The sequence below is a fragment of the Microvirga splendida genome (genome assembly GCF_016427565.1).
In the GTDB taxonomy this organism is placed as follows: Bacteria; Pseudomonadota; Alphaproteobacteria; order Rhizobiales; family Beijerinckiaceae; genus Microvirga; species Microvirga splendida.
The window spans coordinates 237,402-262,457 of sequence record NZ_JAELXT010000003.1 but is presented as its reverse complement, the minus strand read 5'-3'; the positions used below and the strand labels follow the sequence as shown (position 1 = coordinate 262,457).

The 25,056-nt window shown below is 62.9% G+C and carries 24 protein-coding genes; 11 read left to right on the top strand and 13 right to left on the bottom strand.

Annotated elements, in window-relative coordinates; genetic code table 11:
• Positions 1–1,349 precede the first annotated feature (1,349 nt).
• Positions 1,350–2,348, top strand: coding sequence for a DUF2865 domain-containing protein (locus JAO75_RS05375; RefSeq protein WP_199047309.1), 999 nt, complete (start codon positions 1,350–1,352; stop codon positions 2,346–2,348).
• A gap of 617 nt (positions 2,349–2,965) precedes the next feature.
• Positions 2,966–3,583, top strand: a complete 618-nt coding sequence (locus JAO75_RS05370) for a hypothetical protein (RefSeq protein ID WP_199047308.1) — start codon at positions 2,966–2,968, stop codon at positions 3,581–3,583.
• Positions 3,584–3,655: 72 nt separating this feature from the next.
• Here JAO75_RS05370 and JAO75_RS05365 read toward each other — a convergent pair whose 3' ends face one another.
• The 13 genes from JAO75_RS05365 to JAO75_RS05305 form a co-directional block, all read right to left on the bottom strand.
• Positions 3,656–5,515, bottom strand: coding sequence for a PAS domain S-box protein (locus JAO75_RS05365; protein ID WP_199047307.1), 1,860 nt, complete (start codon positions 5,513–5,515; stop codon positions 3,656–3,658).
• A 250-nt stretch (positions 5,516–5,765) separates the two neighbouring features.
• Positions 5,766–5,945: a hypothetical protein gene (locus JAO75_RS05360; protein ID WP_199047306.1), complete on the bottom strand. Its 180-nt coding sequence runs from the start codon at positions 5,943–5,945 to the stop codon at positions 5,766–5,768.
• Between the two features lie 243 nt (positions 5,946–6,188).
• Complete coding sequence (locus JAO75_RS05355; protein ID WP_199047305.1) at positions 6,189–6,536, bottom strand: DUF2853 family protein; 348 nt, start codon at positions 6,534–6,536, stop codon at positions 6,189–6,191.
• Between the two features lie 100 nt (positions 6,537–6,636).
• The gene (gene lysM / locus JAO75_RS05350) at positions 6,637–7,086 is read right to left on the bottom strand and encodes a peptidoglycan-binding protein LysM (RefSeq protein WP_199047304.1); all 450 of its coding nucleotides are present in this window, start codon (positions 7,084–7,086) and stop codon (positions 6,637–6,639) included.
• Positions 7,087–7,108: 22 nt separating this feature from the next.
• Positions 7,109–7,651: a YidB family protein gene (locus JAO75_RS05345; RefSeq protein ID WP_199047302.1), complete on the bottom strand. Its 543-nt coding sequence runs from the start codon at positions 7,649–7,651 to the stop codon at positions 7,109–7,111.
• Positions 7,652–7,759: 108 nt separating this feature from the next.
• Positions 7,760–8,512: an aquaporin Z gene (gene aqpZ, locus JAO75_RS05340; RefSeq protein ID WP_199047300.1), complete on the bottom strand. Its 753-nt coding sequence runs from the start codon at positions 8,510–8,512 to the stop codon at positions 7,760–7,762.
• A 73-nt stretch (positions 8,513–8,585) separates the two neighbouring features.
• Positions 8,586–9,053: a large conductance mechanosensitive channel protein MscL gene (gene mscL / locus JAO75_RS05335; RefSeq protein ID WP_199047298.1), complete on the bottom strand. Its 468-nt coding sequence runs from the start codon at positions 9,051–9,053 to the stop codon at positions 8,586–8,588.
• A gap of 556 nt (positions 9,054–9,609) precedes the next feature.
• Positions 9,610–9,954 carry a hypothetical protein gene (locus JAO75_RS05330; protein ID WP_199047296.1) on the bottom strand — a complete coding sequence of 115 codons (345 nt, stop codon included), beginning with the start codon at positions 9,952–9,954 and terminating at the stop codon, positions 9,610–9,612.
• Between the two features lie 278 nt (positions 9,955–10,232).
• Positions 10,233–10,871 (bottom strand): response regulator, encoded by a 639-nt coding sequence (locus JAO75_RS05325; protein WP_199047294.1) that lies wholly within the window; start codon positions 10,869–10,871, stop codon positions 10,233–10,235.
• Positions 10,872–10,897: 26 nt separating this feature from the next.
• The gene (locus tag JAO75_RS05320; protein WP_199047292.1) at positions 10,898–12,709 is read right to left on the bottom strand and encodes a hybrid sensor histidine kinase/response regulator; all 1,812 of its coding nucleotides are present in this window, start codon (positions 12,707–12,709) and stop codon (positions 10,898–10,900) included.
• Positions 12,710–12,835: 126 nt separating this feature from the next.
• Complete coding sequence (locus tag JAO75_RS05315; RefSeq protein ID WP_425523150.1) at positions 12,836–13,171, bottom strand: c-type cytochrome; 336 nt, start codon at positions 13,169–13,171, stop codon at positions 12,836–12,838.
• Between the two features lie 192 nt (positions 13,172–13,363).
• Positions 13,364–13,876 (bottom strand): hypothetical protein, encoded by a 513-nt coding sequence (locus JAO75_RS05310; protein ID WP_199047290.1) that lies wholly within the window; start codon positions 13,874–13,876, stop codon positions 13,364–13,366.
• A 702-nt stretch (positions 13,877–14,578) separates the two neighbouring features.
• Positions 14,579–15,577, bottom strand: a complete 999-nt coding sequence (locus JAO75_RS05305; protein ID WP_199047288.1) for a hypothetical protein — start codon at positions 15,575–15,577, stop codon at positions 14,579–14,581.
• 491 nt (positions 15,578–16,068) lie between these two features.
• Between JAO75_RS05305 and JAO75_RS05300 the strand changes: the two genes are divergently transcribed.
• The 9 genes from JAO75_RS05300 (at position 16,069) to JAO75_RS05260 (ending at position 25,039) form a co-directional block, all read left to right on the top strand.
• Entirely contained in the window at positions 16,069–16,293 is a 225-nt protein-coding gene (locus tag JAO75_RS05300; protein ID WP_425523151.1) for an efflux RND transporter permease subunit, read from the top strand.
• 245 nt (positions 16,294–16,538) lie between these two features.
• Complete coding sequence (locus tag JAO75_RS05295; RefSeq protein ID WP_199047284.1) at positions 16,539–17,453, top strand: phospholipase D-like domain-containing protein; 915 nt, start codon at positions 16,539–16,541, stop codon at positions 17,451–17,453.
• A gap of 208 nt (positions 17,454–17,661) precedes the next feature.
• The gene (locus JAO75_RS05290; protein ID WP_199047282.1) at positions 17,662–18,693 is read left to right on the top strand and encodes a DNA adenine methylase; all 1,032 of its coding nucleotides are present in this window, start codon (positions 17,662–17,664) and stop codon (positions 18,691–18,693) included.
• Between the two features lie 4 nt (positions 18,694–18,697).
• The gene (locus JAO75_RS05285; protein ID WP_199047281.1) at positions 18,698–20,854 is read left to right on the top strand and encodes an ATP-binding protein; all 2,157 of its coding nucleotides are present in this window, start codon (positions 18,698–18,700) and stop codon (positions 20,852–20,854) included.
• A 2-nt stretch (positions 20,855–20,856) separates the two neighbouring features.
• Positions 20,857–22,302: a hypothetical protein gene (locus JAO75_RS05280; protein WP_199047280.1), complete on the top strand. Its 1,446-nt coding sequence runs from the start codon at positions 20,857–20,859 to the stop codon at positions 22,300–22,302.
• A gap of 127 nt (positions 22,303–22,429) precedes the next feature.
• Entirely contained in the window at positions 22,430–23,146 is a 717-nt protein-coding gene (locus JAO75_RS05275) for a DUF6998 domain-containing protein (protein WP_199047279.1), read from the top strand.
• Positions 23,147–23,601: 455 nt separating this feature from the next.
• Positions 23,602–23,943 (top strand): hypothetical protein, encoded by a 342-nt coding sequence (locus JAO75_RS05270; protein WP_210340170.1) that lies wholly within the window; start codon positions 23,602–23,604, stop codon positions 23,941–23,943.
• 44 nt (positions 23,944–23,987) lie between these two features.
• Positions 23,988–24,299, top strand: coding sequence for a hypothetical protein (locus tag JAO75_RS05265; protein WP_199047278.1), 312 nt, complete (start codon positions 23,988–23,990; stop codon positions 24,297–24,299).
• 440 nt (positions 24,300–24,739) lie between these two features.
• On the top strand, positions 24,740–25,039 hold the full coding sequence (locus tag JAO75_RS05260) for a hypothetical protein (RefSeq protein WP_199047277.1): 300 nt from the start codon (positions 24,740–24,742) through the stop codon (positions 25,037–25,039).
• The last annotated feature ends 17 nt before the right edge of the window (positions 25,040–25,056 follow it).

Genomic DNA, 25,056 nt, shown 5'->3' with positions numbered 1-25,056 from the left:
TCAACGATGTCCCCGAGGAAGATGGCGCGGGGCTCCTGCCTGCGGCGGTGCGGTCCCCGACACCAAAGCCGGCCGCAGCTCCCGAACGGACCCGCCTTCTTCCAGGATGCGGCGGATCATTCTCGCCCGACTAAGGGAATGTCTGTTGTGGGTCAAACTGAGCCGTTGGACGTGGCCTTATGAAGGTCGGCTTACTCAATGACTGCGGAAGTTCGGCTTTCGTCTGCCTCGTGCCAATCTGAGACATTCCGTACAATCGAACCGATTACGCTAATTTCCCGGAGTCCATCGATGGAACGAGGTTCAATCAGGATCAGTCTTAACTTAGGTTAACTTTCTAGCGATTCTCTGGCCAACAAGTGTTAGAATAGATGCCGTACCCCATCGCCTGCATGAAGCGGTGGAGCTTTCCAGGGTTGCGGGATAGCTACCTACACAGCCTCTCGTCGCATCGGGAATAGAACACGATGCCCAGGGCCTTGGGCAGGTTGTTCGTACCGCAGCCTTGATCCTAGCCTGGAGGTAAGCCCATGCCTCAAGCCTGCTCTATGCCGTCTGAGGATGCCTTCCCCGGCCTGCTCCTGCCGATGGAGGCCTGGAGGGCCATCGACGAGGCGCGCATCACTAGCCTTGAACAGCTCAAGGCTTTGGCTCCCCGGATCAGCGAAGTCCCAAGCATCGGTCCGGACCTCGCCGTGATCATCACAGACAGACTTAACCGCTTGGCTGCCAGAAGAAGAGTCCGAGTCAGGCTGGTCTTTCCCAAGCGAGCTCATCCCAAACCGGAACGCTGGAGAGCCCGAGGCGCCCGGCTCTCCCTCCATCCAAGTCGATGGCCATGATCTCGCAAAAGCGCACCCTTGGACCTGAATTGCGCTGAGATCGATCAGAGCTGCAAGCCTCCACACCAGAAAACCAGGCAAGTGCGGGCGGATGAAAGTTCTACTTGTAGAAGTCGATCCGTTTGTCCGCGAGATGGCTAGGCCGGGTCGAACGCAGGACTAATCCTATGCGGACTGGCTATGTCTCGCAGCCGGGGTGACAAGAGGCCGTGGCAGCTCCTGCGGGCTGGGCAAATCCCGTTGCCGGGCGGAACGCCGTGGATGGGAGCCGGAGCGCCATGCCCGTTACCTTGGTCGATGGCTCCTCGGAGCCAAGGGCCGAGTGATGCATCGACGGTTTGCCGGACAGCGCAGAAGCGGTAGTGCGGGAACCCCGATCTCGTCCGCCCGCTTGACCTCGCACTTGGCACCCGCATCCGTTGTCCCGCTGCCCTCCCGTCAGCGCACCGCCCTGCATCGGCACGGGCACCTCACTGGATGCACGGAGCCTCGGCTTCGGAGGACAACATGCCGACTTGGTCCTACCCCGTCCGGAATTCCATCTCCATCGTCGCGATGGCGCTCCTCGCGTTGTCCTTCCTTGAAGCCAACCCGGTTTGGGCCCAGGCCCCGGCATGCGAGAGGTACAGGGCCGAACTCGCCTCCCTAAATCGCAGTGGCGCCTCATCTCGCCAAGCCGAAGCCAATGCCCAACGGTATGCCCGCGAGATCGAGCGTCTAGCGGGCTACTACCGTGCCATCGGCTGTGACCGCGGCGGCTTCTTCTTCCGTCCTCCCGCCGAGTGTGGTCCGATTGGCGGGCAGATCCGTGCCCTTCAGGCAAGCTACCAGTCCCTCGTCGGTCAGGCTGCGGACCCGACCGCCGTTGATGAGCGCCGGCGTCAGCTCAGGGCCGCCATCAACCGTGCCTGCGATGCAACCGAACCTGAATCCCTCCCGACATCCAAGCTGACAGGCAATGGGCGCCTCGTGTGCGTGCGCTCGTGCGATGGAGGGTACTTCCCCCTGGACAGTCAACCCAAGGGAAAGGAGAGCGTGGCAGCCCTGTGCAGTGCCCTGTGCCCGAATGCCGAAGTGACGGTGTTCCGGGCGCCGCGGGAGGGCGGGATCGAGGAGGCCGTCTCGGAGACCGGCGAGCCGTATCTGAAGCTGCCCAACGCGCTGCGCTACCGCAAAGCCTATGACCCGAGCTGTTCGTGCAAGAAGCCGGATGAGAGCTGGGCTCATGCCCTGCGCAAGGCCGAAAGCCTGATCAAGCGCAGGAAAGGCGATGTCCTGGTGACCGAAGCGATCTCGCAGCAGATGGCAAACGCGATGCTGAAGCGGCCGAAGGCCAGGCGGGACAAGGCGGGGGGAACGGCCATCGGTGGAGCGACAGCCCGGCCAATTGCCCTCTCGGAACCGGACGCCACGGGCAGCATCGGGCGCAACTCTGCGCCGCCCGCTGGGCCCCGCAAGGCGATACGGGTGATCGCGCCCGACATCATCCCGGTGCCCCTGCCGTAAGGTTGGCTCGGCCGTTCTTCCCTTTGGTGCCGCTGCCATGAGCGTTGCATCACGTTGCCACTCATCAGCGGCGGTTGAGCCATACGGTTGCTTGCATGCTCGTCCAGGTCGACAGCACCAGGAACTCGTGCCACCGACCGTCGGGCGCCAAAAGCCGTCGCACGTCGTATTCAGCGGATTCCTCATCACGCGGAGGTCTTGCAGCTACGTCATGCCGAGGTGACAGGCGGACCCGCCTCTCCTCGCACACAGTGTGGAGCATGTCATCGCATGGACCTCCTACACACCGGTAGGTTCTCTCCCGCGTTGCCATCACGAACGCTCCGTTCTCCCGAGTTGTGCCGGTTGTCCCTGAACTGACCAATCGACGATCGCCAGTGCCGGTTCCTTGGTCAAGCATGTCGGAAGGCAGGAAACAATGGCAGGCTTCATCCTTCTTCCTCTAGGCTCCTGCCCCCTTCCTGCTCGATGGGCAGCCTGCGCTCGTTCAAAACGAAATCCCCAGTCAGATCCGGACGAACGGCCATGCCCAGCAGCGCGGGTTTGTCTCCTCTACCCCGGAGGGATCAGGAACCTGGAGAGCTAGGCCACGTTGCTCCTCATCGAGGGAGGCGGGAATGTCAAAGCCCCGACGCCGGCTCGCGTCATTGGCGAGATCATGCAGCGTGCTCGCCGTGGCCCTGATCCTCCCGTTTGTGATCGGCGCCGCTCCTGCGCGAGCGCAGGGTATCTTCGGGTTGTTCAGGGCCTTCTCCCAGCCAGCAGCCCTGGTTCCAGCGCCGCAGCCGTTCGGCTATCAACCCAATCCAGAAGTCGAAAGGCCCCGGCGCAAGGCCCGCCCTCGGCCGAAGCCTGTTGCCGTGGAGCAGCCCGAGGTCAGGAAGCCCATCGAGCCCAAACCTATGGGGGAGATTGCCAATCCCGTTCCGGCGCTTCTGGCCGACAGCACGTTGCGACGGGGCGACATGGTGATGTTCCCTGACGGGCTGCGGGTCTTCGCGGGACGCACTGGCGGGCCACACAAGCTCACCGACTTCAAGCCCGTGGCCCAGGCCGGGAAGCTCCTTTCGCGTGAGACACGAAAGCTGGTCAAGCACCTGCTCCCGGCAGAGAACATCGCCTGGAGCACGGATGCGGTCAGGTCGGGCGGCAAGCTTGCCGTCAACACCGACGACGTCGCGACGACCGGAAGCGTAAACCGGCCCAAGGCCGGAAAGGTGTCACGGTCCCGCTGAGCGCCGCGGATCCCACGTCGGACAGGAGCGGCCCTGCATCGTGTTCGATGGAGTGACCTGCTCCCGCTTCGACTACCGCGGCGGCAGCGCTGCGCTGATCCGGACCTGAAGTCCGTCTCGCGCAAACGTCGCCTCGACCTCGCCGCCCAACTGGCGCCCGAGAGCCCGCTGCAACAGCACCGAGCCGAAGCCCTGTCGCGTCGGCTCCTCGACTGCTGGTCCGTCCCGCTCCTGCCATCCCAAGGTCAGCCTGCGCCCGCCGGCCATTGCCTCAAGGTCCCAGGTCACCTCGATGCGACCGCTGGGGAGGGAGAATGCGCCGTACTTGGCCGCGTTGGTGGTCAGCTCGTGCACGGCCATGCCGAATGCCACCGCGATCTCGGACGGCAGCGGAACATCGGGACCGGCGAGCCTTACCCTGCGGCCTGTGCCGTCATCGTACGGCGCCAGCTCGGAGGTCAGGATATCCTTGATCGAGGCCCCGTCCTGCTCCTTCTCGATCAGCAGCGTGTGGGTTTTCGCCAGAGAGGTGATGCGCTCCGTCACGGCCTGCTGGAACTCGGCTATCGTCTGGGCCCGCCGCGCCGTCGAGGCGACCACCGCCTGGACCGTCGCCAGGGTGTTCTTGACCCGGTGATGAAGCTCGCGGTTGACCAGCAGCAGTTGCTCCTCCAGCCGCTTGCGCTCGGTGATGTCGCGGGCGATCTTCGAGGCGCCGATGATCCGGCCGTGCTGATTCCTCACGGGGGAGATCGTCAGCGAGATCTCGACCGGACTGCCGTCCTTGCGGCGGCGGACCGTCTCGTAATGATCGACGCGCTCGCCGCGGCGCAGGCGCTCCAGGATCCTCGGCTCCTCATCCTGGCGCCCCTCGGGGATCAGGATCGTCACGGGTTGGCCGATCACCTCCTCGGCCCGGTAGCCGAACAGCCGTTCCGCGCTCTGGTTCCAGCTCGTGATGATGCCATCCAGGTTCTTGCTGATGATGGCGTCGTCGGACGACTCGATGATCGCGGCGAGCCGCTGCTCGGCCTGCTCGGCTTCCTTGCGGGCGCTGACGTCGACCGCGAACTCGACGATGGTGCCGTCCCCGAGGTCGCGGCCGGCGAACAGCATCCAGGAGCGGCTGCCGTCCTTGCACAGGTACTCCTTCTCGTATGGGCCGAGATGGCCCGTCCGCCGCAGCGCGTCCATCTGCGCCTCGCTGGCGGCAACCCACTCGGGCGGGGTCATGCGGCGCCAGTCGAGACGGCCGCTCCCGATGTCCTCGCGCGACCAGCCGGTCTTTTTCAGGAAGACCTCGTTGGCGTCGATGAGCGTGCCCTCGTGGTCGAACAGCAGGATGCCCACGGCGTCGGTCTCGAGGACCCGCCGCAGCCGCTCCTCGCTCGCTTGCAGCGCTCCTGCCGCCTCATCGCGCTGGCGCTGGGCCACGTGCCGGGCCGTGGTCTCGAACAGGGTGACGAGCACGCCGGCGATGACACCGTTGTCGTCCCGCAGCGGGCTGTAGGACAAGGTCAACCAGACGTCCTCAAGGACACCGTTGCGGGCCAGCGGATAAAGGGCATCGTCGAACGTGACGGTCTCGCCGGCCCGGACGCGTTCGTAGATCGGCTCGTTGATGTGCCAGACCTCGGGCCAGCACTCGCGGGTGGGCTGGCCCAGTCCGGCCGGATGCTTGAGGCCCATGATCCGGGCATAGCCCTCGTTGTAGATCTGAATGAGCTGGGGCCCCCAGAGGACGATCATGGGAAAGCCGTTGGGGAGGATCAGGTCGACGGCGCTCCTCAGGCTCTGCGGCCACGTCTCCAGCCGCCCGAGCGGCGTGGCCGCCCAGTCATGGGTGCGGATGCGTCCGGCCATCTCGTCGCCGCTGGAAGGCCATTCCTTCGCGTTCATGGTGATCAAGCTTTTTGTGAGGGCCTCGTTCAAGGGGTGGCTCCATGTCCTGCAATACACAGTCCATCGTCGGGATTGCAAGGAAGGAGGCGTCCGCCGACCGTCCCCGACGCGCCAGGCCCGTCGCAACCTCCGAAGACGGCAGATGAGGCTCTACCTCCGGATTGATCCATGGCGCTGGGCTGGTCGCTCGAAGGCTCTCCGGTTGCCCGTCAAGCGGACGACGGACTGACAAAGGCCCACCTTCGGGCGGGCCTTCGGATTTCCTGGCCACAGGGACGGGTCAGGGACAGAGATAGCCGCGGTTGCCATCCGTGACGCACCGTGCCCCGTTGGGGAGGATGATCCCGCCCGTGCCGTCAGGCGGCACGACCATCCCGTTCGACAGCGTGAAGCCGCCACCCGGCTCCGCGGCCACGGTCGTGCCATCGGGCATGGTGTACCTGCCGTCGCTGTAGCTCACGCGTCTCGTGTACTTCGGTGCGGCCGTCGGCGCGGGGTAGGCGGACGGGGTTGATTGCGTCACCCCCAGGTTCGCGGGCGGCACGGGTCCGGCCCGCTGCTCGCCTGACGAAACGCATGCAGACAATGCAAGGGACATCAATGCCACGGACGGCAGGCGCATGAAGGTTCTCCAGGTTGGATCAGGACCGCGGCGCGTCCATTCGGTGCAGCCGCGGCCAGGACGGAAGGGACGTCCGGGAGCTCAGCCCGTCCCCGCAGCAGGGGTTGGGCGACCGAAGATCGAAAGCTTCCCGAAATGCTCGGCCAACAGATAGTAGAGAGTGACCCTGTTCTTCGTCCGGTCGCCCTTCATCTTCTCGCCGACAGCCATGATCGCCTTGTCGAGGTCGGCATCGGAATCAGCCAGACCAAGCTTCCTTTTCAGAAAACCCTCCCGCACACGGACGACTTCATCCCTATCGCTCAGCGAGACCAGGGACGAGTCCCGCTTTTGCAGGGAGATGCCGCAGTGACGGACAATCCCGGCAATCGCATTCCGGTCCGCATCCGGGGAGTATTTCTGCACGTCCGGCGTCCAGTCCTCAGCCATCGTTTCCTCCCATGCCAATCAAGGACGAATGTATCCTGTGGTCCTATCGGCGGCGCAGCGCCTGCCGTTTGGCAGACGGGCGGCCGCAAGCTCACACAAATCAGCCTGCCAAGGGCGGGATGCGCAGCACCCACCCCGGCTGGATCATGTCCGGGTTCTTCACGGGCGGCGAATTGGCCTTGACGATCTCGGTGTGCTTGGCGCCCTTGCCCTTGCCGTAGTGCTTCTCGGCGATCTCCCAGAGCGTGTCGCCCTTCTGCACCGTGTACATCGTCGATTGCTCGGCCGACTTCTCGACCTTCAAACCGCTCGTATCCACCTCGGCCACGCCGTAGGTGTTGCCCAGCGACAGGATAAGCTTTTCCGCCTCCTCTTGGCTCATCGCCTGGCCGGACAGCTTCACCTTGTCGCCCTGCACGTCGATCGCGAGCTTGCTGGCATCGAAGCCATGGCCCTCGACCGTTTGCTTGAGCGTATCCGGCGTCGCAGCCTGGGCGCTGCCCCCGAACAGTTTGGTACCCGCATCCTTGATGAACTTGAACAGGCCCATGGCACTCTCCTTGGATGATAAATCAGGAACGCGGCAGGTCCGCCGTGTCGGGCAGGCGTCCGTCCGGGGTGACCTTGTCCACGACCTCGGGCAACGTCGTCGAGAGCCGTGACAGCAGTTCCTCCCGCGACAGGCCTGTCTGCTGGGTCAGGGTTGCCAGCACCTCGGGACCGATGGTCTGTTCAAGCTGGTCGGGAGCGATGGGCTTGTTCGGTCCGGTGCCGACCCACGACTCCGCGACGTCGCCCTGCCCGTTCTGCCTGAAGTTCTCCACCAACTCGCCGAGCCCGCCGCCGAGCAAGCCTCCAAGCCCGCCACTGCCCAGGCCGCCGAGAAGCCCGCCGAGGCCAGCGTGCTGATCGCCCTGGCCCGCAGTGCCGGGACCGCCGCCGCCCAGGCTGCCGAGGAGCCCGCCCAGGCCACCTGGCTGGTCGCCCTGCTCGGGAGCGCCGGGGGTGCCCGACCCTGCGCCCCTCAGCATCCCGGCGATCTTGTCCCGGTTCTGGAAGCCCGCCACGGCCAGCAGGCCCAGCAGGGCCGTCATCGATGGAAATCCGCGACTCATTTTTCTGCTCCTTGATTGGGTAGATGCGACGGGAGTGACGCAAGACCTTCGATAGGGTTCAGGGCGCTCCCGCCGTCGGACCTGAACGCCTCAAGAGAACACGGCAACTCATGTCGCCGGTCGTGTGGGTGGAAGGCCGCTTGCAGGCGCAATCCCGGTGATCTGGGCCGAGGGTTCCTCGCTGAGCCAGCGGTACAGGATACCGCCGAGCACCCCGCCGATCAGCGGTGCGAGCCAGAACAGCCAGAGCTGCGCCAAGGCCCAGCCGCCGACGAACAGGGCCGGGCCGGTGCTGCGGGCCGGGTTCACGGACGTGTTGGTGATCGGGATCCCAACGAGGTGGATCAGGGTGAGCCCGAGGCCGATGGCGATCGGGGCAAACCCGACCGGGGCCTTGCCATGGGTTGATCCCATGATGATGAACAGGAACATCATCGTGAGCACGATCTCGGCCAGCAGGCCCGAGAACATGGTGTACTTGCCGGGCGAATGCTCGCCGTAGCCGTTGGCGGCGAAGCCCTTGGCGAGATCGAAGCCGGGTGCCCCACTGGCGATGGCGTAGAGGACTGCGGCGGCAATCATCGCGCCGACGACCTGGGCCACCACGTAGGGAACGACATCCTTCATCGGAAAGCGCCCGCCTGCCGCCAGGCCGACGGTCACGGCCGGGTTGAGGTGGCAGCCGGAGACGTGGCCGATGGCATAGGCCATGGTGAGCACGCTCAGGCCGAAGGCGAGCGACACGCCGAGCAGGCCGATGCCGACTTCGGGAAAGCCTGCGGCGATGACGGCGCTGCCGCAGCCCGCGAAGGTGAGCCAGAAGGTGCCAATCGCCTCGGCGAGGCATTTACGAAGATCCATGGTTGTTCTCCCGTCAGAGGAAGTCCGGAAAGTCTTGCGTGCGAATGGTCCCTCATCTGCGGGACCGGCGATCTCAGGGGCCCCTCACCGGCTTGATGCCAACGCCACCTGGCGCCTGCCCTGTCGCCAGGAGGTCCCTGATCTCCGACAGCAGCTTCACGTCCGCCGGGATTTCCGGAGCCTGGGGGACATCGACCTTGGCATCCTCCTGGCGCTTCAACTTGTTCATCGCCCGGATCACGAGGAAGAGCACCCAGGCGACGATGACGAAGTTGATCGCGACCGTCAGGAACTGGCCGTAGCCGATCACGGCGCCCTGCTTCTTGGCGTCCGCGTAGGCGGCGCCATCCTGCACGGCTGCGGACAGCGGCATGTAGTAGTTCGAGAAGTCCAGGCCGCCCGTGACCGCGCCGATGACCGGCATGATGATGTCCTCGACCAGCGAGGTCACGATGGCCCCGAACGCCACGCCGATGATCACGCCAACCGCCAGGTCGACGACGTTGCCCCGCAGGGCGAACTTCTTGAACTCCTCAAGCATGAGGCTGACTCCATCCGTTTTGGGTTGCGATCGGCTTCGGGATTGCGTTGACGGCAGACAGGGAACCCGCATCCGTTGGGGTTCGCGGGGTAGGCAGCCTGGCGTCTCCAGCGTCGTCCGCATGGGCGTACGCCATCAGCATCACGCTGAAGCAGGTGGCGACCAGCAACACGAGAAGCGCGCGTGGATCGAGTGCCATGATCGACGTCCCGACCCCTCGCCGCGAGGAGTTGCGGATTCTCGGCCGACGGACCAAGCCCCGTCCCGAAAGCGGTGAGGCGGCCCGGGAAAACCCAGGTGCGGACCGGGAGGCGCCGTCAGGATCAATGGTCATTGCCACGCGCCACCCTGCTCTTGGTCGGCTGCGCTGGCACGGGCGGCGATTCCTTCGGGATGCAATCCTCCTTCGTGCGGAGGATGGCCGTTGCCCGTACCACGGTGTCGTCCGCGCGCCTGGCGAATCCGTGAACGGGCACTCTCAGTCCCGTCTCCTTCTTGCTTGGCATCGCGTCCCTCCCGGATGGCGGCGGGGAACCTCCCGCGCCGCATGGATGCCCTAGTGCAGGCTATGTACCCGTTGCCATGCGCGGGCGATGAGCTTCACCGCCCGCGCCAACTCGTTCACGTCGAGTTCGGTACATTCGCAACTGTCGACGACGGCATGCCTGGCGTGGGAATAGAGTTCGAGCCGCACCCGTGGGAGGTCAGGAAGCCCATGCTCCTCCTGAATTGCGGTCAGCCACGCCTCCAGCATGCCGAACCGGAGAACGGTGAAGGTCTGGGAGCCGGCCGTCTCAGGTGTCCAGGCGAGATGGACATAGGCCCGGATGATGTGCTGTTCGATCTCGTCCGGGCTCATGCCGATCTTGGTCCTGGTCAGGCTCAAGAGATTTCCTGTCATCCCAAGCATTGCGCTCTCCTAAGCGGCACGTGCCGAAGCCCTTGCTCCCGCGCCCGCATTGGCGTGTCCGACAACCAAGCCAATGATGGCTGGTCCCGGCACCCGTGGCTCCGAACTGGCATCCCTCGATGTGTGCCTCCAGCCAGTTGAGGAGGAGGCTTGTCCTGTCTGCAACCCTGACATCAGCGCCATCAGGAAACCGCATCGCCATCCGGATTGGAATCAGGTGAGGACCGGAGGAGAGGGTCGGGATTTCCCTAGTCCGCGAGGCAGGAGGATCAGGGCTCGATCAGCTTGTTGCGCACGGCGTAGAGGGCGAGCTCCACGCCGGAATGCAGGTTGAGCTTGCGCATCGCCGCGGTCCGGTGGCTCTCGACGGTCTTGACGCTCACCTGCCAGCGATCGGCGATGTCGCGGTTGCTCTTGCCCTCCGCCACGAGCTGGATCACCTCGCGCTCGCGCGAGCTCAGGGTTTGCGAGGCCACTACCTTCCCGCCGCTCAGGAAGGTGTCGAGCAAGGTCTCGGCCACCTGGGGCGAGAAGTAGGGTTGCTTGCGCAACAGCGCCTGAACCGCTCGAACGACCTCGGCGTCGTCCTCCGTCTTGAGCAGGTAGCCGCGCGCGCCGGCCCGCAGCACGTCGCGGATCACGTCCTCGTTGTTGTGCATGGTGTAGATCAGCACCTCGGTGCCCGGGCTGGCGAGGCGCATCTGGCGGGTGGCCTCGAGGCCGTTCAGCCCCGGCAGGGAGTAGTCGAGGATGGCCACGTCCGGCCTGTGCTCGGTGGCAAGGTTGACCGCCGCCCGCCCGTTGTCGGCAAGGGCGCAGACATGCCAGCCGCCTTGGGCCTCCAGGAGAGCCTGCAAGCCCCTGCGCACGATGGCATGGTCGTCGGTGACGAGGAGTTTCACGGTCATGGCACCCTCATGGGATCCAACAATCCCTACCCCCGTTGCCGCCTCGGCCCCATCGGGTCTGGACCCGAGTGGCGGCTCGGGATTTCCCTGAGGGCCGCTTCGAGCCGAGGGTGCGGTTCACCGGAAATCGCCGTCTCCGGCTTGGAGTACCCGTCAGCCTGTCCCCCCAGCGGCACGGCCGGGAACAGGAGACGCACCGTCGTGCCGCGCCCCTCCTCGCTGTCCAGTTCAACGTCCCCGGAACTCTGCTGGACGAAACCCAGGACCTGGCTGAGGCCGAGGCCATTGCCTTGCCCTTTGGTGGTGAAGAAGGGATCGAACGCCCGCTCCAGCACCGCCGAGGGCATTCCGATGCCCGTATCCGCCACCGTGACCTGGACCCATCGCCCGTCGGCGGCGGGGATGAGATGCTTACCCGAGTCGAGGGGACGGCCGACGTCCATTGTCTCGACGATGATGGTGCCCCCATCCGGCATGGCATCCCGGGCATTCAGGACCAGGTTGAGCAGCGTCGCCTCGAGTTGCACCGGATCGAGCCGGGCGGCGCGGCCCGTGGCGGAGAGCCGGAGGTCGAGCGTGATCCGGGGACCCGCGGCCTGCCTCAGGATCGGGGCAAAGCCGTCGATCCGCCCGTCGATGACGGTGATCTCCGGCCGGAGATCTTGCCTTCGCGCGAAGGCGAGCAGGCGCTCGATCATCGCCGTCGCGCCTCCGAGGGCCTGACTGGCATCGCCGAGCAGGGACAATGCGTCCGGGCGGTCGGCCAGGGAGGGGCGCAGGAGCCGGAACGTGGACTGCATGATCCTGATGGTGTTGCCGAGATCGTGCGCGATGCCGCCGGCAATGCGCCCCAGTCCCTCGAGCCGCTGCGCCCGGCTGAGCCGGACCTGCTCGGCCTGGTCGCGCCGTCGGCCTTTCTGGACGAGGACGATCAGGACGATGACCAGGCCCAGCAGGATGGCCGCCGACACGGAGACCACAGCGGCATGCTCGCGCCAGGACCGGAAGACCGTCTGCCGTGCCAGCCCGACGTTGACGACAGCCGGCACGGTGCCAAGGGCGCGGTACCCGATGACACGGGTCATGCCGTCGATCGGGCTGGCGCCCCAGAAGACGCCTTGGGGACTTCGGGACAGATGGGTGTTGAGCGGCTCCACTGCGGCGAAGGACTTGCCGATGGCCTCCTCCGAGACAGGGCTGCGGGCCAGAAGGGTACCATCGCGCATCAGAAGCGCGATGAATCCGTCCTCCCCGACCGAGAGTGCGCCGTAGAATCGTTCGAAGTAGCGCGGCTCGACGGCCGCGACGACGATGCCGCCGAAGCTGCCGTCGGGCCTGTTGATCCTGCGGCTGAAGCTGACGAACCAGACCCCGACCGAGCGGCTGCGGAGTGGTTGCGCCACATGCAGGCCGAGGGCGGGGTCCTGCTGGTGAGCCTTGAAGTAGGGCCGATCGGCCAGGCTCACCCTCGGTGTCGAGGGGTAGTCCGTATCGTGCGCGATGAACCCGTCCGGACCGATGACGTAGAGGGCACGAACATACGGCAGCGCCTTGAGCCGCTCCGTCAGCGACTCCCTGAAGCGGAGGTCGTTGTCGGGCATGTCGGGAGCGGCCGTCCATGCATCCCGAATGCCCAGGAGGGTGAAGTCGACTGCCTGGAAGGTCCGTTCGGTTTGCTCAGCCAGCACATCGGCGAGGTTGCGGGCGTTCTCCTCGCCTCGCCCGGCCGCCTCCTTGTGGCTTTGCAGGAGTTCCAGCGCTCCCAGCAACAGGATGCCAAGCGCGAGAACCACGGCCGGAGCAAGCGGCAGCGCGTATCTCGTGGGCCTGGGCCTCATCCAGCAGCTCTCCAAGTCGGAACACAAATGCAACCTATGTTAAACTAGCACGCCTCATCCAATCCGAAATGACGGATCTACAGGCTCTTTCGGGTGGGCGGGTTCAGGCCGACAAGAGCGTGAACCCTAGCCTTGGATGGAGTTGAGATAAGCCAGCAGGTCGTTGATCTGGGCCGGATCGAGCTGGAATTGTGGCATGGAGGGATACCCCGTCGTGATGCCTTCCGCGAACGCCTCCGCCAGGTGCTCAATGGGATAGCGGGTATGGAGGGTCCGGAACGGCGGCGCCTCAGGGACGGGGCTGTCGCCGACGCGGCCGATGGCGTGGCACTGGGAGCAGTTCGTCTGCGCAAAGGTTTGCCCGCGCTGCACACGTCCCGACTGGGCCATCGCAGCCGATGAGCCGAGCGCGAGCGCGAGGCAAAGAAGTGCGAGCCGCCTCGGCATGTTGCAGCAGGGCATTCGTTCCTCCCGTCTGAGAGTAGATCCCTTGTAGACCCAGCTATTCGGACAATGCCGTGGAAGGGGTTATCCGGCCCCACGACCCTGCCCGAGGAGCCGCCGGTGCGCGTCCGTTCAGTGGCGGAACAGGAACCCACCGCCCGGCACGTTGCCGGAGCTGCCAAGAGCATGCAAAGCTCTTCTGCGGTACCGTCAGGCTTGGCTTGGGCTTGCTGTTCCGAGAGCCGCTGCAATCTCGCCCAGCGTTGCCCGCTCAGCGTCGCTGACCGGCACTCCGCCGAACCCCAGGAAGCCGCCTTCGTTGCCAGCTTCCGCTGCCTTGCGGGCCACCTCGTTGAGCCAAGCCTTGAACCCGGCGGCATCCTCGGGAGCCTTAGCTTCTACAAGAGCAGCGACCGATCGCAGCTCCTCGATCGCCTTGCCCTTGAGCTCGCCGAGCTGCAAGCCCTTGAACTGCGTCTGCACCTGGTCGCGGGCTGCGGTGCGCGTGTCCGGGGTCGTGATGTCCTCAGCCACGGCCTTGGCGAGTGGGTTGGTTTGGGCGCCCTGCCTGGCCTCCAGCAGGGCCCAACCACCCGACATCGCTTCCTTCAGCAAGCCCCAGAGGCCGCTCGGGTCGGCTGCCGTGATCGCCATGCTGGCTACCATCGGGCTTGCCACGACGCGCGCCCATTCGTCCGGTGTGAAGTTTGCCTTGCCTGCCATCTCGTACCTCCTGCGATCCGAACACAATGAAAAGGTCTGGAAGACCGTTCCATACCCACGCGGCTTCGGCTGGGCAGAAAGGCAGAGCGATACGCTGAATTCTCCTTGCGCGCCGGAACGCAATTCTCGTCCTAAGCCAGTTCAGCGCGGGCGGCTTGGCTTGAAGACGTGCCAGAACAGAGACGGGATCCTCAGGCAATCTGACCCCCAGATCGCCAAGCCTCGCTGAAAGCCGGATCTCGGAGCCCAGCGAAGCTCAAGCAGCGATTGCCGCCTCTGCCCATCACCACTGTCGTCATCGTCAAGCGGCAACGCCGAACCGGTGTTGGAGCCTGTCGAGTGGTGTGCTTCTCAGGCGGAGTGCATGGGAAGGGCTGCTCTGGGTCAGACAAGGTAATTGCCTACGCATCAGGAATGTCTGCTATCACTTCCCTCAGCAGAAATTCGGTCTACTTCGCAAATGTGCCAATTCCAGCCATTCTCTGCTTTGTCTGACGGCGGTCCGGTGAGAAATGTCCGTCATTGATCATCACTCTGGCGCCGCTGAACCCGGGCGAACATGAACCGCTGCCGTCCGCCAGACAGTGTGTGCCTCGGCAAGTTCGTATCGATCGACGTCTCCCCGGTCTTCAATTGACTCCCTGCCATCGGCGGGAGGCTGAACCTACGGGTTCCAGCCTTCCTACGTCTTTAGACCCTTCGTCACTGCTGCCGGGGCAGGTTGCCCCGGAGGTGTGCGAGCTTCTCCCTTCGCCGTGCGTCCGGCGGGTTCAGGCGGGGCCTTTCACCGCTCCTGATGCCCTCCATGAGACCTCCGTACTTTGCCCAATAGCGGTCCCAGTCCACCCGGGTCATGCCGGGGTGGCGGACCAACGGCAACTGTGCGGAGGCAAGGGCATCCAGCTCCGCTGCCCATTCGTCGAGCGAAACCGCCTTGCAGTAACGGAAGAACTTGTAGGTCGTCTCGAACAGGTCAACCCGCCGATGCTCAAGCGCCCCGGTCTTCCTCTTGTTCCTGTACGAACGCTCCAGGGATTCGAACATCGGCAGAACCCCTCCGTGCAGGTGCCGATGGGCAGCCTCCAGCTCGAAGTCGTCCACGAGCAGTTCGTACAGGTCCAGCACCAGGTCCATGTCGGCCTCGAACGAGCTGTCCGGCGATGATCCCAGCCATGGCATGTAGTGATAGTACTTCTTCGCGGTACTCATCGACTTGCGGTACAAGGAGCGGGCTGGCGGGGCGTTGAACCGGAAACCCTTCAACTCCGCATAGCGCCGATTGAGGCGGACCATCGCGTCATGGCTGCCGCCTTTGTCGGGATGGTGCCGATGGACATTCCGGCGATATGCGTTCTTGAGGGCGGTTTCGTCCTTAAGGTCGTCTTCAGAGAAGAACTCGCAAGCCGTCGGCTGCGGTGTAGCCGCAGAGCCTCCTCTCATCTCGCGCAGTTCGTCGTCCGAGAGGACGAAGGAGAACGCCAGGTGGAGTTCCTCCCGATCCTTCCTGCTGAGGGCGAGGAAGCGGGCCAGCGCGTCGGAGAGGTCTGGGATGAGAATTCGCTGCGATGCCTTGTCAGGGGTTCTCCGGTAGCGGTCCAGGAGCGTCCTCATGTCGAAGTAGGCGGACGTGCGCCGATCCGAGGTCAGGTCGACGATGTCGAACTTGTCGGTGTCGCTCGTCACCAGCACGGCATGGTCCATTGGAGCTCCATTCGCATTCCCGTAAAGGTCGTACGATACCGTAGCCGCGACCTCAACTGGCGCTAACGGATACCCGGGGCGCCTACTACCGATGGGCGCGAGGTCACTCCCGGAGGATCCCTCGGCCCGTTCCAGGGACTGACCGACATGGAGAAGCACCCGTTCATGTGGTCGCTTGCCGCCCGGGTTGGGATCATGGAGCCTCGAGGAGGAGGGTCGAATGTACGAAACCAAGCACACTATCCAGAGCGTTCCCGGCACCGTCCCCGTCGAGTGAAATCTCGTCTTCGAGCTCAAGGACATCGGCGAGGGTCTGGACGGCGGCTACAATCGCGCTGATCCAAGCGACGTAGCGCTCCTGCGTTTTCATGTCTTCGAGATCGACAAGAACGGCGATGAGGAAGCTTTAGAGAACGCCTCATAAACCTGCCAGATCCCCCGTTGCCTCGGACTGGGCAACCAGGCAGACGGCGCTCAAGGCCGGTGCCGAGCTGATCGTAACTGGCCTCCGCATGGAGGGTATGCCCGACGCGGCACACGTGATGCGGGTCATCAACCGTGAAGAGGCCAACACCTTTGGCGTGTCCTTTGCCGACATCAACAACGCGATCACCGCCAACGTCGGCTCGTCCTACATAAATGATAACCTGAATGCGGGCCGCATGCAGCGGGTGATCCTCCAGGCGGAGGACCGCAGCAACGTCGATTGTCAGTAACGTTCCTGCGTCGGTCATCTGCAACCTCGGCTTATCGCCTCATCAAAGTAAAGGTAGTGTGGGCAACGGCTCTCTGGGTGAGGACAGATATACTAGGGTACTCACTCGGCATGGCTCACCACGTGCCCTTACCGTGCTAACCTCCGGTACCGGGTGCGGATGCGACCTGTACAGGGATACACGATCAAGGACTGGATATGATCAGGATACTCAGCGAGAAAGATACTCCTGGCTACGTAAAAGATATGAGCGCGGGCAAAAAGGTCCGGCACGCGGTAGCGTTCTGGGGCAAGGGCGCCGTCGAGCGCATCGGACTCGACGGCGCCACGGGCGGGAAGATTATCTGCAACCTCCAGAGCGGTTGTACCAACCCAGACGAAATCCTGAAGCTACTTCCAGACTTCGAGGTCAAGACCCACGGGAAGCTGCACGGCAAGCTCTACAAGGTTCCCGGGTTGGCGGTCGTCGGCTCCTCGAACGCGTCCCTCAACGGGCTTGCCATCGAGGGCGAGACCAAGGGCTGGCGCGAGATCAACATGGCGACCGACGACAGGCAGGCCCTGCTCGACCTGAACAGGCGGTTCAACGAGCTGTGGGGCGAGGCCAGGGACGTGGACGAGGACGTCGTGGAGGAGTACCGCCCGGTCTGGAAGCGGAAGCAGGCATCCGCACCGCCCCCGCCCGGCGGGAGCCTCCTCGAGGCAATCAGGAAGAGGCCCGACTTCTTCGCCAACCAGCGGATCTACTTCACCGTATCGACGGCGAATGTCCCCAAACCGACGAGGGACAAGATCGACGAGATGGTTGCGGAGGGAGACCTGGGCGAGCAGCCGAAGACCGATCGTTATTGGCACTTCGTCGACTGGGATCCCTTCCCGAAGAATGCATGGCTGCTCGACGTCTCGGTCATCAGGAAGCCCCGCTACAACGGGATCGCGCGGACCTTCGACAAGCCCTGCAAGACCAAGATCGACGGCAGCCTCGCGCAATTGGCGTTCAGGAGGCCCGCCATCGAGATCGGGGACGAGACGTTCAGGGTCGACAAGGAGGACGCGAAGGTGCTGGCCGAGAAGGCCAAGGCCCTCCTGGCGGAGACCGAGGACGGGGAAGGGGGCATCCTACCCCTTGCGGGTGTCATGGAAACCCTTGGTCTGGCATAACAATCCAGCAGCTCTCTGCAACAAGCTCACAGTTGCACTTCCTGGGGATCTTGGATCCGCCGAACTCCTGGTCCGTTGTCAAATGGAACCCTATGGGCAACAATCCAGCAGGGGCTCATGGAGGCGTGAAGATTCGGTAATCGCTGGTTCCGAAGGTCGTCTGGGCCGTTCTGCCGAGAGTGGCGGATGGAGCTTGGGGGCGGAACCGATGAAGGAAACAAAGAAACACGCTCGTCCGGACATCTACGGGAACACGGTCCCATGGTGCACCCGGTCGGATGTGTCCCCGTTGCGGTATCCGGGCGGCAAGAGAAAGCTCGCCCCCTTCATAGCTGACGTGATCACCCGAGCGAAACTCGATATTGAGCTCTTCGTGGAACCCTTTGCCGGGGGGGGCGCGGTATCTATATCCCTGCTCGAAGGCGGCTACGTAAAGTCGATTGCACTGGCCGACGCGGACCCGCTTGTTGCAGCGTTCTGGCGAACGGTATTCTCCATGAAGGCGCTGCGCTTGGCAGACATGATCTATGACGTGGATGTCACTTTGGATGAGTGGCACCGGCAGAAATCACTGGAGCCTAGGACAGAGCTTCAGGCAGCCTTCAAATGCTTCTTCCTAAATCGGACTAGCTTTTCGGGCGCCCTAATGCCGCAAACCGGGCCGATCGGCGGGAGGTCTCAATCCGGTGCCTATAAGATCGACTGCCGTTTCAACCGGGAGAAGCTTGCGGAGCGAATCCTCGAACTCCAGAAGCTTTCCAATCGGGTCGCTTTCGTGCGGAACGAATCTTACCGCAAGACGCTTCGCAACGTCCGTGCGATGCGAGTTTTCAGGGACACTCCCGAGACCGTGCTCTGGTATCTGGACCCGCCCTTCTTCGCAAAGGCGGAGCGTCTTTATAGCTATAGCTTCAGCGAAGAGCAGCACGACGTGCTCGCGCAGGACGTAAAGTCGATTCCCGGCCACTGGATCCTGTCCTACGATGACCACCCTGAGGCCCGCGAGAAGTACGGGAAGCATCCGGGCTTCGCGCGCGTCAACCTCCAATACAGCGCTCGGATCGATGCCCATGAACGCCTCGTGGCCTCGGAAGTCATTGTCTCGAACATCATCGCCCGTCTGCGCGCGTCAGGCGACCTCCAGGATTCAGGAGTAGTAATCCAACTTCCTCGCCGCCGGCAGATTCCCTCTGCTGGTATCGTACGAAACCCGATGTTTCCCAGAACTCAGGTAGGATAAATTCATGATCGCCAACACGATCAAGCAAATGTCGGCAGTGACCAATCCTTTGGTCAGGCTTGTCGATGAGGCCGCCGACAGCCGCCACGTAGGATTCACCATCCACTCATCCTATGGCGAGATGGTCGTCATGACGAACGACCGCTGGCGGCAGGAGGCAGGCGGCATCCCCATGAATAGCTACCTGCTCGCGAGCAGCCTCAACCCTTCGGAATACGGCTCGACCGACCCGATAGACAGGCGGGCGGTGCTCCTTCGGATCGTCGGGCGCACGGAGATCGCGACCGATCGCGACGCGCTCCGGGCGATCATGGAGCATTTCCAGGACTCACCCAAAACCACGGACCCCGCCTTCCGTGGCATGGAGCCGATCTCCTTCGGGATGCTTCAGTGGAGCGGCATTCAGTGTAAGGTCCTAGGCACCTTCTATCTTGATGCCGACCATAGGCTCCGCTTTGGTGCGGACGTGGAGGACTTCTTCGCCGCACGTCAGATGAAGGTTCTGAAGCCCGGTCCGGCAGCTCTCGAAGAGATCGTGAACTTTGTTGACCCGATCCGACTGAAAAAGGCTCATGACGACGCGAAGGCCATGGGGATGGGCAAGCCTCCAGCCTCTTTCCAGATCGGGACCGTCCGCTTCACCTCCGCAAACCACATGGGGATCCAGGCGAAGCAGGATTCAGTCCCCGTGAAGTTGTTCCCAGGAGACTTTCTTGCCCGCCGCACGGCTGTCTTCGGCATGACGCGCACCGGAAAGTCGAACACGACCAAGACCATGGTTTCGGCGGTGGCGCTCTCCGCGCTTGAGACGGACCTTCCCATTGGCCAAGTCATCTTCGACATCAACGGCGAGTACTCGAACGCCAACAACCAGGACGAGGGCAGCTCAATTGCTGACGTCTTCGGCGACAACACAGTCCGGTACCGCGCATCGTTCGCAACGGGCTTCCGCGATGTCCGGGTCAACTTCTACGAGTCTCTCGACATGGGACGCCAATTCATCGCGAACAACCTTCGCGACGAGGGTGGGTCCATGAGCGAGGACCTGCAAACGTTCGTCTCCCTTGATTTTGAGGAGCCGGATCCAGCGGATTTCAGTGCAAAGACACGTTGGCAGCGCCGGGTTGCCATCTACCAGTGCATTTTGAAGGCAGCGGGCTATCCCCACGCATCAGCCTTCAAGATTGAGTTCTCAGTCGGGAAGCCAATCCTGAAGGAGCTGTACAGCGCTCACGCCCCTATCCAAAACGAATTTCCATCGGCGACGAGCGACGACGAGCGCATCCAAGCCGCCATTAAATTCTTCTCACTGTCACCAGCCGGAGCCAACGGCGTGTATCGAGCGTCACCCGAGGATGCGGTTACATTCTGGTCCACGATACGGGACGTCGAGAAAGCGAAGGGTGGTCCCGCCGACGACCGGGGGCTGAGGGACGGGAAGAAAAAGTGGCTCTCTATCCAAGAGTATGCACTCCTATGTGTTCTTGTCGGTAGGTCGAGTAAGAATGATGGGCCGATCAGGGCTGCCAACGCCATTCGTAACGCTGCCATCCAGTTCCACTCTGCAACCGGGTCGGCCAACGTCGCCGAGGACATTTACGGGCTGCTCAAGGAAGGTCGGATCGTGATCGTCGACCTGTCGGTCGGCCCACCCAGCGTTCGCGAGACGATGGCCGAACGAATCGCGAGGCACGTGTTCGACAAGTCCTCTCGGATCTTTACTGAAGGTGGGACTCCTCCGCGGGTGGTCATCTACGTCGAGGAAGCCCACAACCTCATTGGCAAGAACTCGGACCTCAACACCACATGGCCACGCGTCGCCAAGGAGGGCGCTAAGTACGGCATCTCCCTTGTCTACGCAACGCAGGAACCATCTTCCATCCATCCGAACATCCTGTCCAACACAGAGAATTTTTTCGTCACTCACCTCAACAACGACAACGAGATCAAGGGACTGTCGCGCTACTATGACTTCGAGGATTTCTCGGAGAGCCTGAAACGTTGCCAGGACGTGGGCTTCGCGCGCATAAAGACGTTGAGCTCGAACTTCACGACACCGACCCAGATCCTTCTTTTCGAGCCCAAGAAGGTCTTCGCAAGCTACATGAAGGCGAAGGCCTCCGGCGCGGCTTGGTTCAAGCCGTTAGCCGTGGAGGCCTGAGCATGCCGTATGATCGCGAGCCGTCTTCCCCAACCGGCGGCTTCGACGTGATGAAGCAACCGGTGGTACTCGCCTTCATGGACAAGGCGAGAGTCGGCGTGAACCTCGCCGACCGCGGGGACTCCATTCGGACGAAGGTGATCGACGTCAAGGAACTCGTCCGCGAAATGGACCAAGGTCTCATACTCGCCTCCGATGCCTCGCCGTACGAGGCGATCGCCAAGAAGGATTTCCCGTCCATCAGGGTTGGCCTTCTGAAGTTCTCGAATGTTCTGATCAAGGTACCCGATTACAAGCGGCTCCGCGACCGCAACGAGATTTTCGTTGACCCGGTCGATATCGCGAACCTGAAGAAGGCCGCCGGTTCGCTAAGTTTCGCGCTGCCTGGGGCTGGTATCACGTCGGATGCAATCCCGAAGACAAAGACCTTCTTCCGCAGCACCGTCTTCGACATCTTTCGGGATGAAAGCCTTACCTGTCAGGGCATTACCCTTTACGACACGCTCGTGGACCTCATAAGGCGGAGCGGGTCCATCGTAACGGAACAGGGTCGAGAGGGCATTGTTCTAAGTAAAGACAAGAAGTCGCCCATTGACGGGATGCCCTTGGGCGAAAAGCTCTTCGTCCCCGTTGATCCAGGCTACGTGGACGTTAATGGAGATTCCGCGAAGAGGGTCTTCGTGACAGATGCTCTCCGCGTGCAGGACGTCTTCTCCGAGGAAGGATCCAACACCGAGTGCTTCAGCCGTCTCATGTCGGCGATGGAGCACATTCTGGTCGCCCATATCATTCGGTGTGCCCATATTAACGACCCGACATCCACGGGCAACATGCACGTGATCATTGACGGCCCGCTTGCAATCTTCGGCGAGTCCGCCCGTTTCCATCGGGGTATCATGTCATTGTTGGACGAGGTTCGGACGGACTGCCGGTCGAAGGGATTGAACGGCCCGCTCGTGATAGGCGTATCCAAGACGGGAAAGGTCGTCGAGCACGCAACGATGATCGAACGTATCCTCCAATGCAATCCCGACGGGACTGAGCGGGAAGGAACCTTCCTCCTGCCGATTGATGATGACTACCGGTACTCGATCATCGAGGCAAACGTCACGAACAACCCAAACAACTTCGGGGATGAAACGTACTACGGCCAGACCTTCATCGTTAGGACGTCCCGGGGGAAGATCTTCGATGTCACCCTCGCCTATCCATTCGCCCGAAAGGCGGATGTTGACGGTGTGGCGTTCCGCGAGGCGAAGATGGACCTCAAGCATTACGGGGCCGACCTGTCGCGCATGATATCACTCATTGAGATGATGCAGACCGACTTGTTCGCGAATGCGCTGATCCCGATCCACCTCGCCCATCGATACGCCTCGATCGCTCATGCGCCCGGCGGACGCTCTCTCGATGCGTTCGTCAGAGACGCCCTGAAGATCAGCCGCTAGGTACCTGTACCACGGTACCCAGCCGTGAGCTCACCTAGAAATGGCACCAATTCCGGCTCGCGCGGAACTGGTGCCTTGCTGAATCGGCTGCAAATGTCGTCCGGACCACAGCTACGACTGACTTTGAATGACATCCCAGGCAAGTGAACCCAAGCCTACATTAACCCAAGTCCAGATTATCCAATCGCTTGCCGAGGCACTCGCGTGGTTCGAGAAGGAGTTGAGCTGGGGAGTGGCTCCGGCGGAACTGAACCACCTCACCGGCCGTATTGGCGAACTCTACGCTGCTATGATCACCCGTGGCCAGATGGCGCTGGAAACCAACCAGCGGGGGTACGATGTCGTGTCGTCCTCGAACGAGCGGATCTCCGTCAAGACGGTGACGACCTCCTCCCATGCATCCTTCAACGCGGCGACATTCGAGTTTGTCGACAGGGTCATCGTCCTCCGCGTCAACGTGGACGACGAACTGGGGATCTCCGTCGAGGAACTGCTCGATGAGAGCGCCGAGGCAGCCACGGGCAAGATGCGACTCAGTGACGGCAAGTACGTGTACTCCATTGCGCAGGGAAACCAGCGGGAGAAGCGCCCCGTCGACGAACTACGTGTCACAGCGCGCGCAAGACATTCTGAACTTGAAATCGTCCGGTATGAGAGTGGCGCGATCCGCATCCTGCGTGATGGGGCCGTCCAGCCAATAGTAGTCAAGGATGTTCTCCGGCCCATCGCTGCCCGCCTTGGTATCAGCCTACTGAACGCCAAGGGAGAAACAAAGAACACGCAGACCCTCGGTGCAGATGTGATCCGCGCGCTCCACCTACGTCGCGAACATCCCGGAACTTAGCCGCGGCCCCTGCGCCTTTCGATCTCAAGTTGGAGCAGGCATTGGGGAAGCAGCATTCGAAAAGGGCTGCACCATGGGACTGTCCGGCTTCCCACACACGACGGAGTTGCAGCCATCTGTTTCCTCAAAGTATTACACCAACAGAACAGGTAGTAATCGGCCGCCGTTCCTGTATTATGCTTTTCGTGACGTAGTGATCGATGTGATCCGCTGTCAATTGATAGTCGAACGTCACGTACATTGGGGTAATCCCCCTTATATCAGGGCAATGACGCGCGGAATTTCGTGCGCCTTACGTAATTATCCCTAAGCGAACACTCGTCACTTGTGGCGGGTGCACAACCCGCTGGCTCCGCGCCAGCGGGTTTCTGCGTTTCTGCGCCCGCACGACGGGAACAGGACAGGGCTTGCACGTGCCCGGGCCCGGAACTCCAAACCCAAAGGAGAATGAACAGATGATCACTTCATTTGCCATGACTTCCCACGCCACCGAGCGCCGCAGGGAGAGGGCGATACCTCACTTCGTCCTCGAGATGCTCCAGCAGCACGGGTCGGCCTTCCGATCACGCGGAGCGGAGCGGCTCATATTTGACAAGGCCGCTGTCTCGCGGATGGAGCGCGCGCCGGACGGACGCGGAATCCAGCGGCTGATTGAGCCGTGGCTGAACGTGTACGCGGTCCTCGGCGACGACGGCGCCATCGTCACGGTGGCCCGGCGGACCCGCAGGATGCTGCGGAAGACCCAGCGCACGTGGCAGCGACGCGGGCGCACGTCCGTCCGGCAGACCCGCAGGTGACGCTGCCCGAAACCTTCCCTTCCCGACAGAAACAGGAGTTCAACATGCACGAGTGGACATGGGCCGACGACATCATCGTTCTCTTCGTGAAGCGTCACGGGTGCTCGCGCCTCGGCGCCGCCAGCGAGCGCGAGGTCGCGCGCCTGCTCGGCATCCCATGGGCATCCTTCGCCAAGCGGATGGGGAACTTTGAGTACCAAGAGACGGACGGGCGGAAGGGCCTCTCCCAGTGCGCAAGGCAGACCGTGGACGTCTGGTGCGAGTACCGGGAGCGCGACCAGCGCACCTTCCTCCGGCACCTGGACGACGCTAGGCACCACTTCGGGCGCGCGGTCCGGTGCTCCGCCCAGGACTGAGCCCGGTCGATGCCCGTGAAGGGAGCCGCCGCAAGGGAGCGAATCCTTGCGGCGGCTTGGCTCAGCGCTCGCGGAACACGCGAGCGAACTGCTCCTTGAGGGGCTATATCAGGTACTCGAACGGCGTTCACTCGTTGACCCTGGACGAAGTCTCCGTCTGCGTGCCCGACCGAGAGCTGGTCGATATCCTGCGGCTGCACCTTTGCCTTGAGGGCGAGGGTGTCGTTCGAGGGCACGATGAACATAGCCGACTCGTCCGGGGAGATGACGCCCCTTCGCCGAGTATGCTGCGGACCCGTTCTGCCTATGAGGCCACCCGGATGCCCTCATACTTCTGGGACATGGCTCCTACCGACATTTGCGGTCGCGAGCCGCGAACAAAACGGCTACAACCGTTAACCTTCGAAAAGGATTCTCATCAGAGCACGAGGTAGATGCCGATGTCCGATGCCGCCATGTCCGTTTCCGATCGTCAGGCCAAGACCCTCAAGGATCTGACCGATACCTACAGGGTTCTGAACGAGAAGAAGGTCACGGTCGAGGCCGAACTGAGGGGGGCAAGGAAGACGCTGGAAACGCTCACCGCCGAATCCAAGAAGAAGTTCGGCATGGACAATCCGGAAGACCTGCGGGCAGAGTTCGCGCGACGCACCAAGGCCAACGACGAGATGCTAACGAGCTATCAGGCGCAGCTCACGGAAATACAGACTCAGTTGGAGAACCTCTCCGCGGCAGAATAAGCAGCCGATCCGGCAGG

What these genes read in the sequence shown, in the direction of transcription:
- JAO75_RS05375 (WP_199047309.1), top strand. Translation starts at nt 1,350, where the DNA reads ATGCCGACTTGGTCCTACCCCGTCCGGAATTCCATCTCCATCGTCGCG.
- JAO75_RS05370 (WP_199047308.1), top strand. Translation starts at nt 2,966, where the DNA reads ATGTCAAAGCCCCGACGCCGGCTCGCGTCATTGGCGAGATCATGCAGC.
- JAO75_RS05355 (WP_199047305.1), bottom strand. Translation starts at nt 6,536, where the DNA reads ATGGCTGAGGACTGGACGCCGGACGTGCAGAAATACTCCCCGGATGCG.
- lysM (WP_199047304.1), bottom strand. Translation starts at nt 7,086, where the DNA reads ATGGGCCTGTTCAAGTTCATCAAGGATGCGGGTACCAAACTGTTCGGG.
- JAO75_RS05345 (WP_199047302.1), bottom strand. Translation starts at nt 7,651, where the DNA reads ATGAGTCGCGGATTTCCATCGATGACGGCCCTGCTGGGCCTGCTGGCC.
- aqpZ (WP_199047300.1), bottom strand. Translation starts at nt 8,512, where the DNA reads ATGGATCTTCGTAAATGCCTCGCCGAGGCGATTGGCACCTTCTGGCTC.
- mscL (WP_199047298.1), bottom strand. Translation starts at nt 9,053, where the DNA reads ATGCTTGAGGAGTTCAAGAAGTTCGCCCTGCGGGGCAACGTCGTCGAC.
- JAO75_RS05330 (WP_199047296.1), bottom strand. Translation starts at nt 9,954, where the DNA reads ATGACAGGAAATCTCTTGAGCCTGACCAGGACCAAGATCGGCATGAGC.
- JAO75_RS05325 (WP_199047294.1), bottom strand. Translation starts at nt 10,871, where the DNA reads ATGACCGTGAAACTCCTCGTCACCGACGACCATGCCATCGTGCGCAGG.
- JAO75_RS05320 (WP_199047292.1), bottom strand. Translation starts at nt 12,709, where the DNA reads ATGAGGCCCAGGCCCACGAGATACGCGCTGCCGCTTGCTCCGGCCGTG.
- JAO75_RS05315 (WP_425523150.1), bottom strand. Translation starts at nt 13,171, where the DNA reads ATGCCCTGCTGCAACATGCCGAGGCGGCTCGCACTTCTTTGCCTCGCG.
- JAO75_RS05310 (WP_199047290.1), bottom strand. Translation starts at nt 13,876, where the DNA reads ATGGCAGGCAAGGCAAACTTCACACCGGACGAATGGGCGCGCGTCGTG.
- JAO75_RS05305 (WP_199047288.1), bottom strand. Translation starts at nt 15,577, where the DNA reads ATGGACCATGCCGTGCTGGTGACGAGCGACACCGACAAGTTCGACATC.
- JAO75_RS05295 (WP_199047284.1), top strand. Translation starts at nt 16,539, where the DNA reads ATGAGCGCGGGCAAAAAGGTCCGGCACGCGGTAGCGTTCTGGGGCAAG.
- JAO75_RS05290 (WP_199047282.1), top strand. Translation starts at nt 17,662, where the DNA reads ATGAAGGAAACAAAGAAACACGCTCGTCCGGACATCTACGGGAACACG.
- JAO75_RS05285 (WP_199047281.1), top strand. Translation starts at nt 18,698, where the DNA reads ATGATCGCCAACACGATCAAGCAAATGTCGGCAGTGACCAATCCTTTG.
- JAO75_RS05280 (WP_199047280.1), top strand. Translation starts at nt 20,857, where the DNA reads ATGCCGTATGATCGCGAGCCGTCTTCCCCAACCGGCGGCTTCGACGTG.
- JAO75_RS05275 (WP_199047279.1), top strand. Translation starts at nt 22,430, where the DNA reads ATGACATCCCAGGCAAGTGAACCCAAGCCTACATTAACCCAAGTCCAG.
- JAO75_RS05270 (WP_210340170.1), top strand. Translation starts at nt 23,602, where the DNA reads ATGATCACTTCATTTGCCATGACTTCCCACGCCACCGAGCGCCGCAGG.
- JAO75_RS05265 (WP_199047278.1), top strand. Translation starts at nt 23,988, where the DNA reads ATGCACGAGTGGACATGGGCCGACGACATCATCGTTCTCTTCGTGAAG.
- JAO75_RS05260 (WP_199047277.1), top strand. Translation starts at nt 24,740, where the DNA reads ATGTCCGATGCCGCCATGTCCGTTTCCGATCGTCAGGCCAAGACCCTC.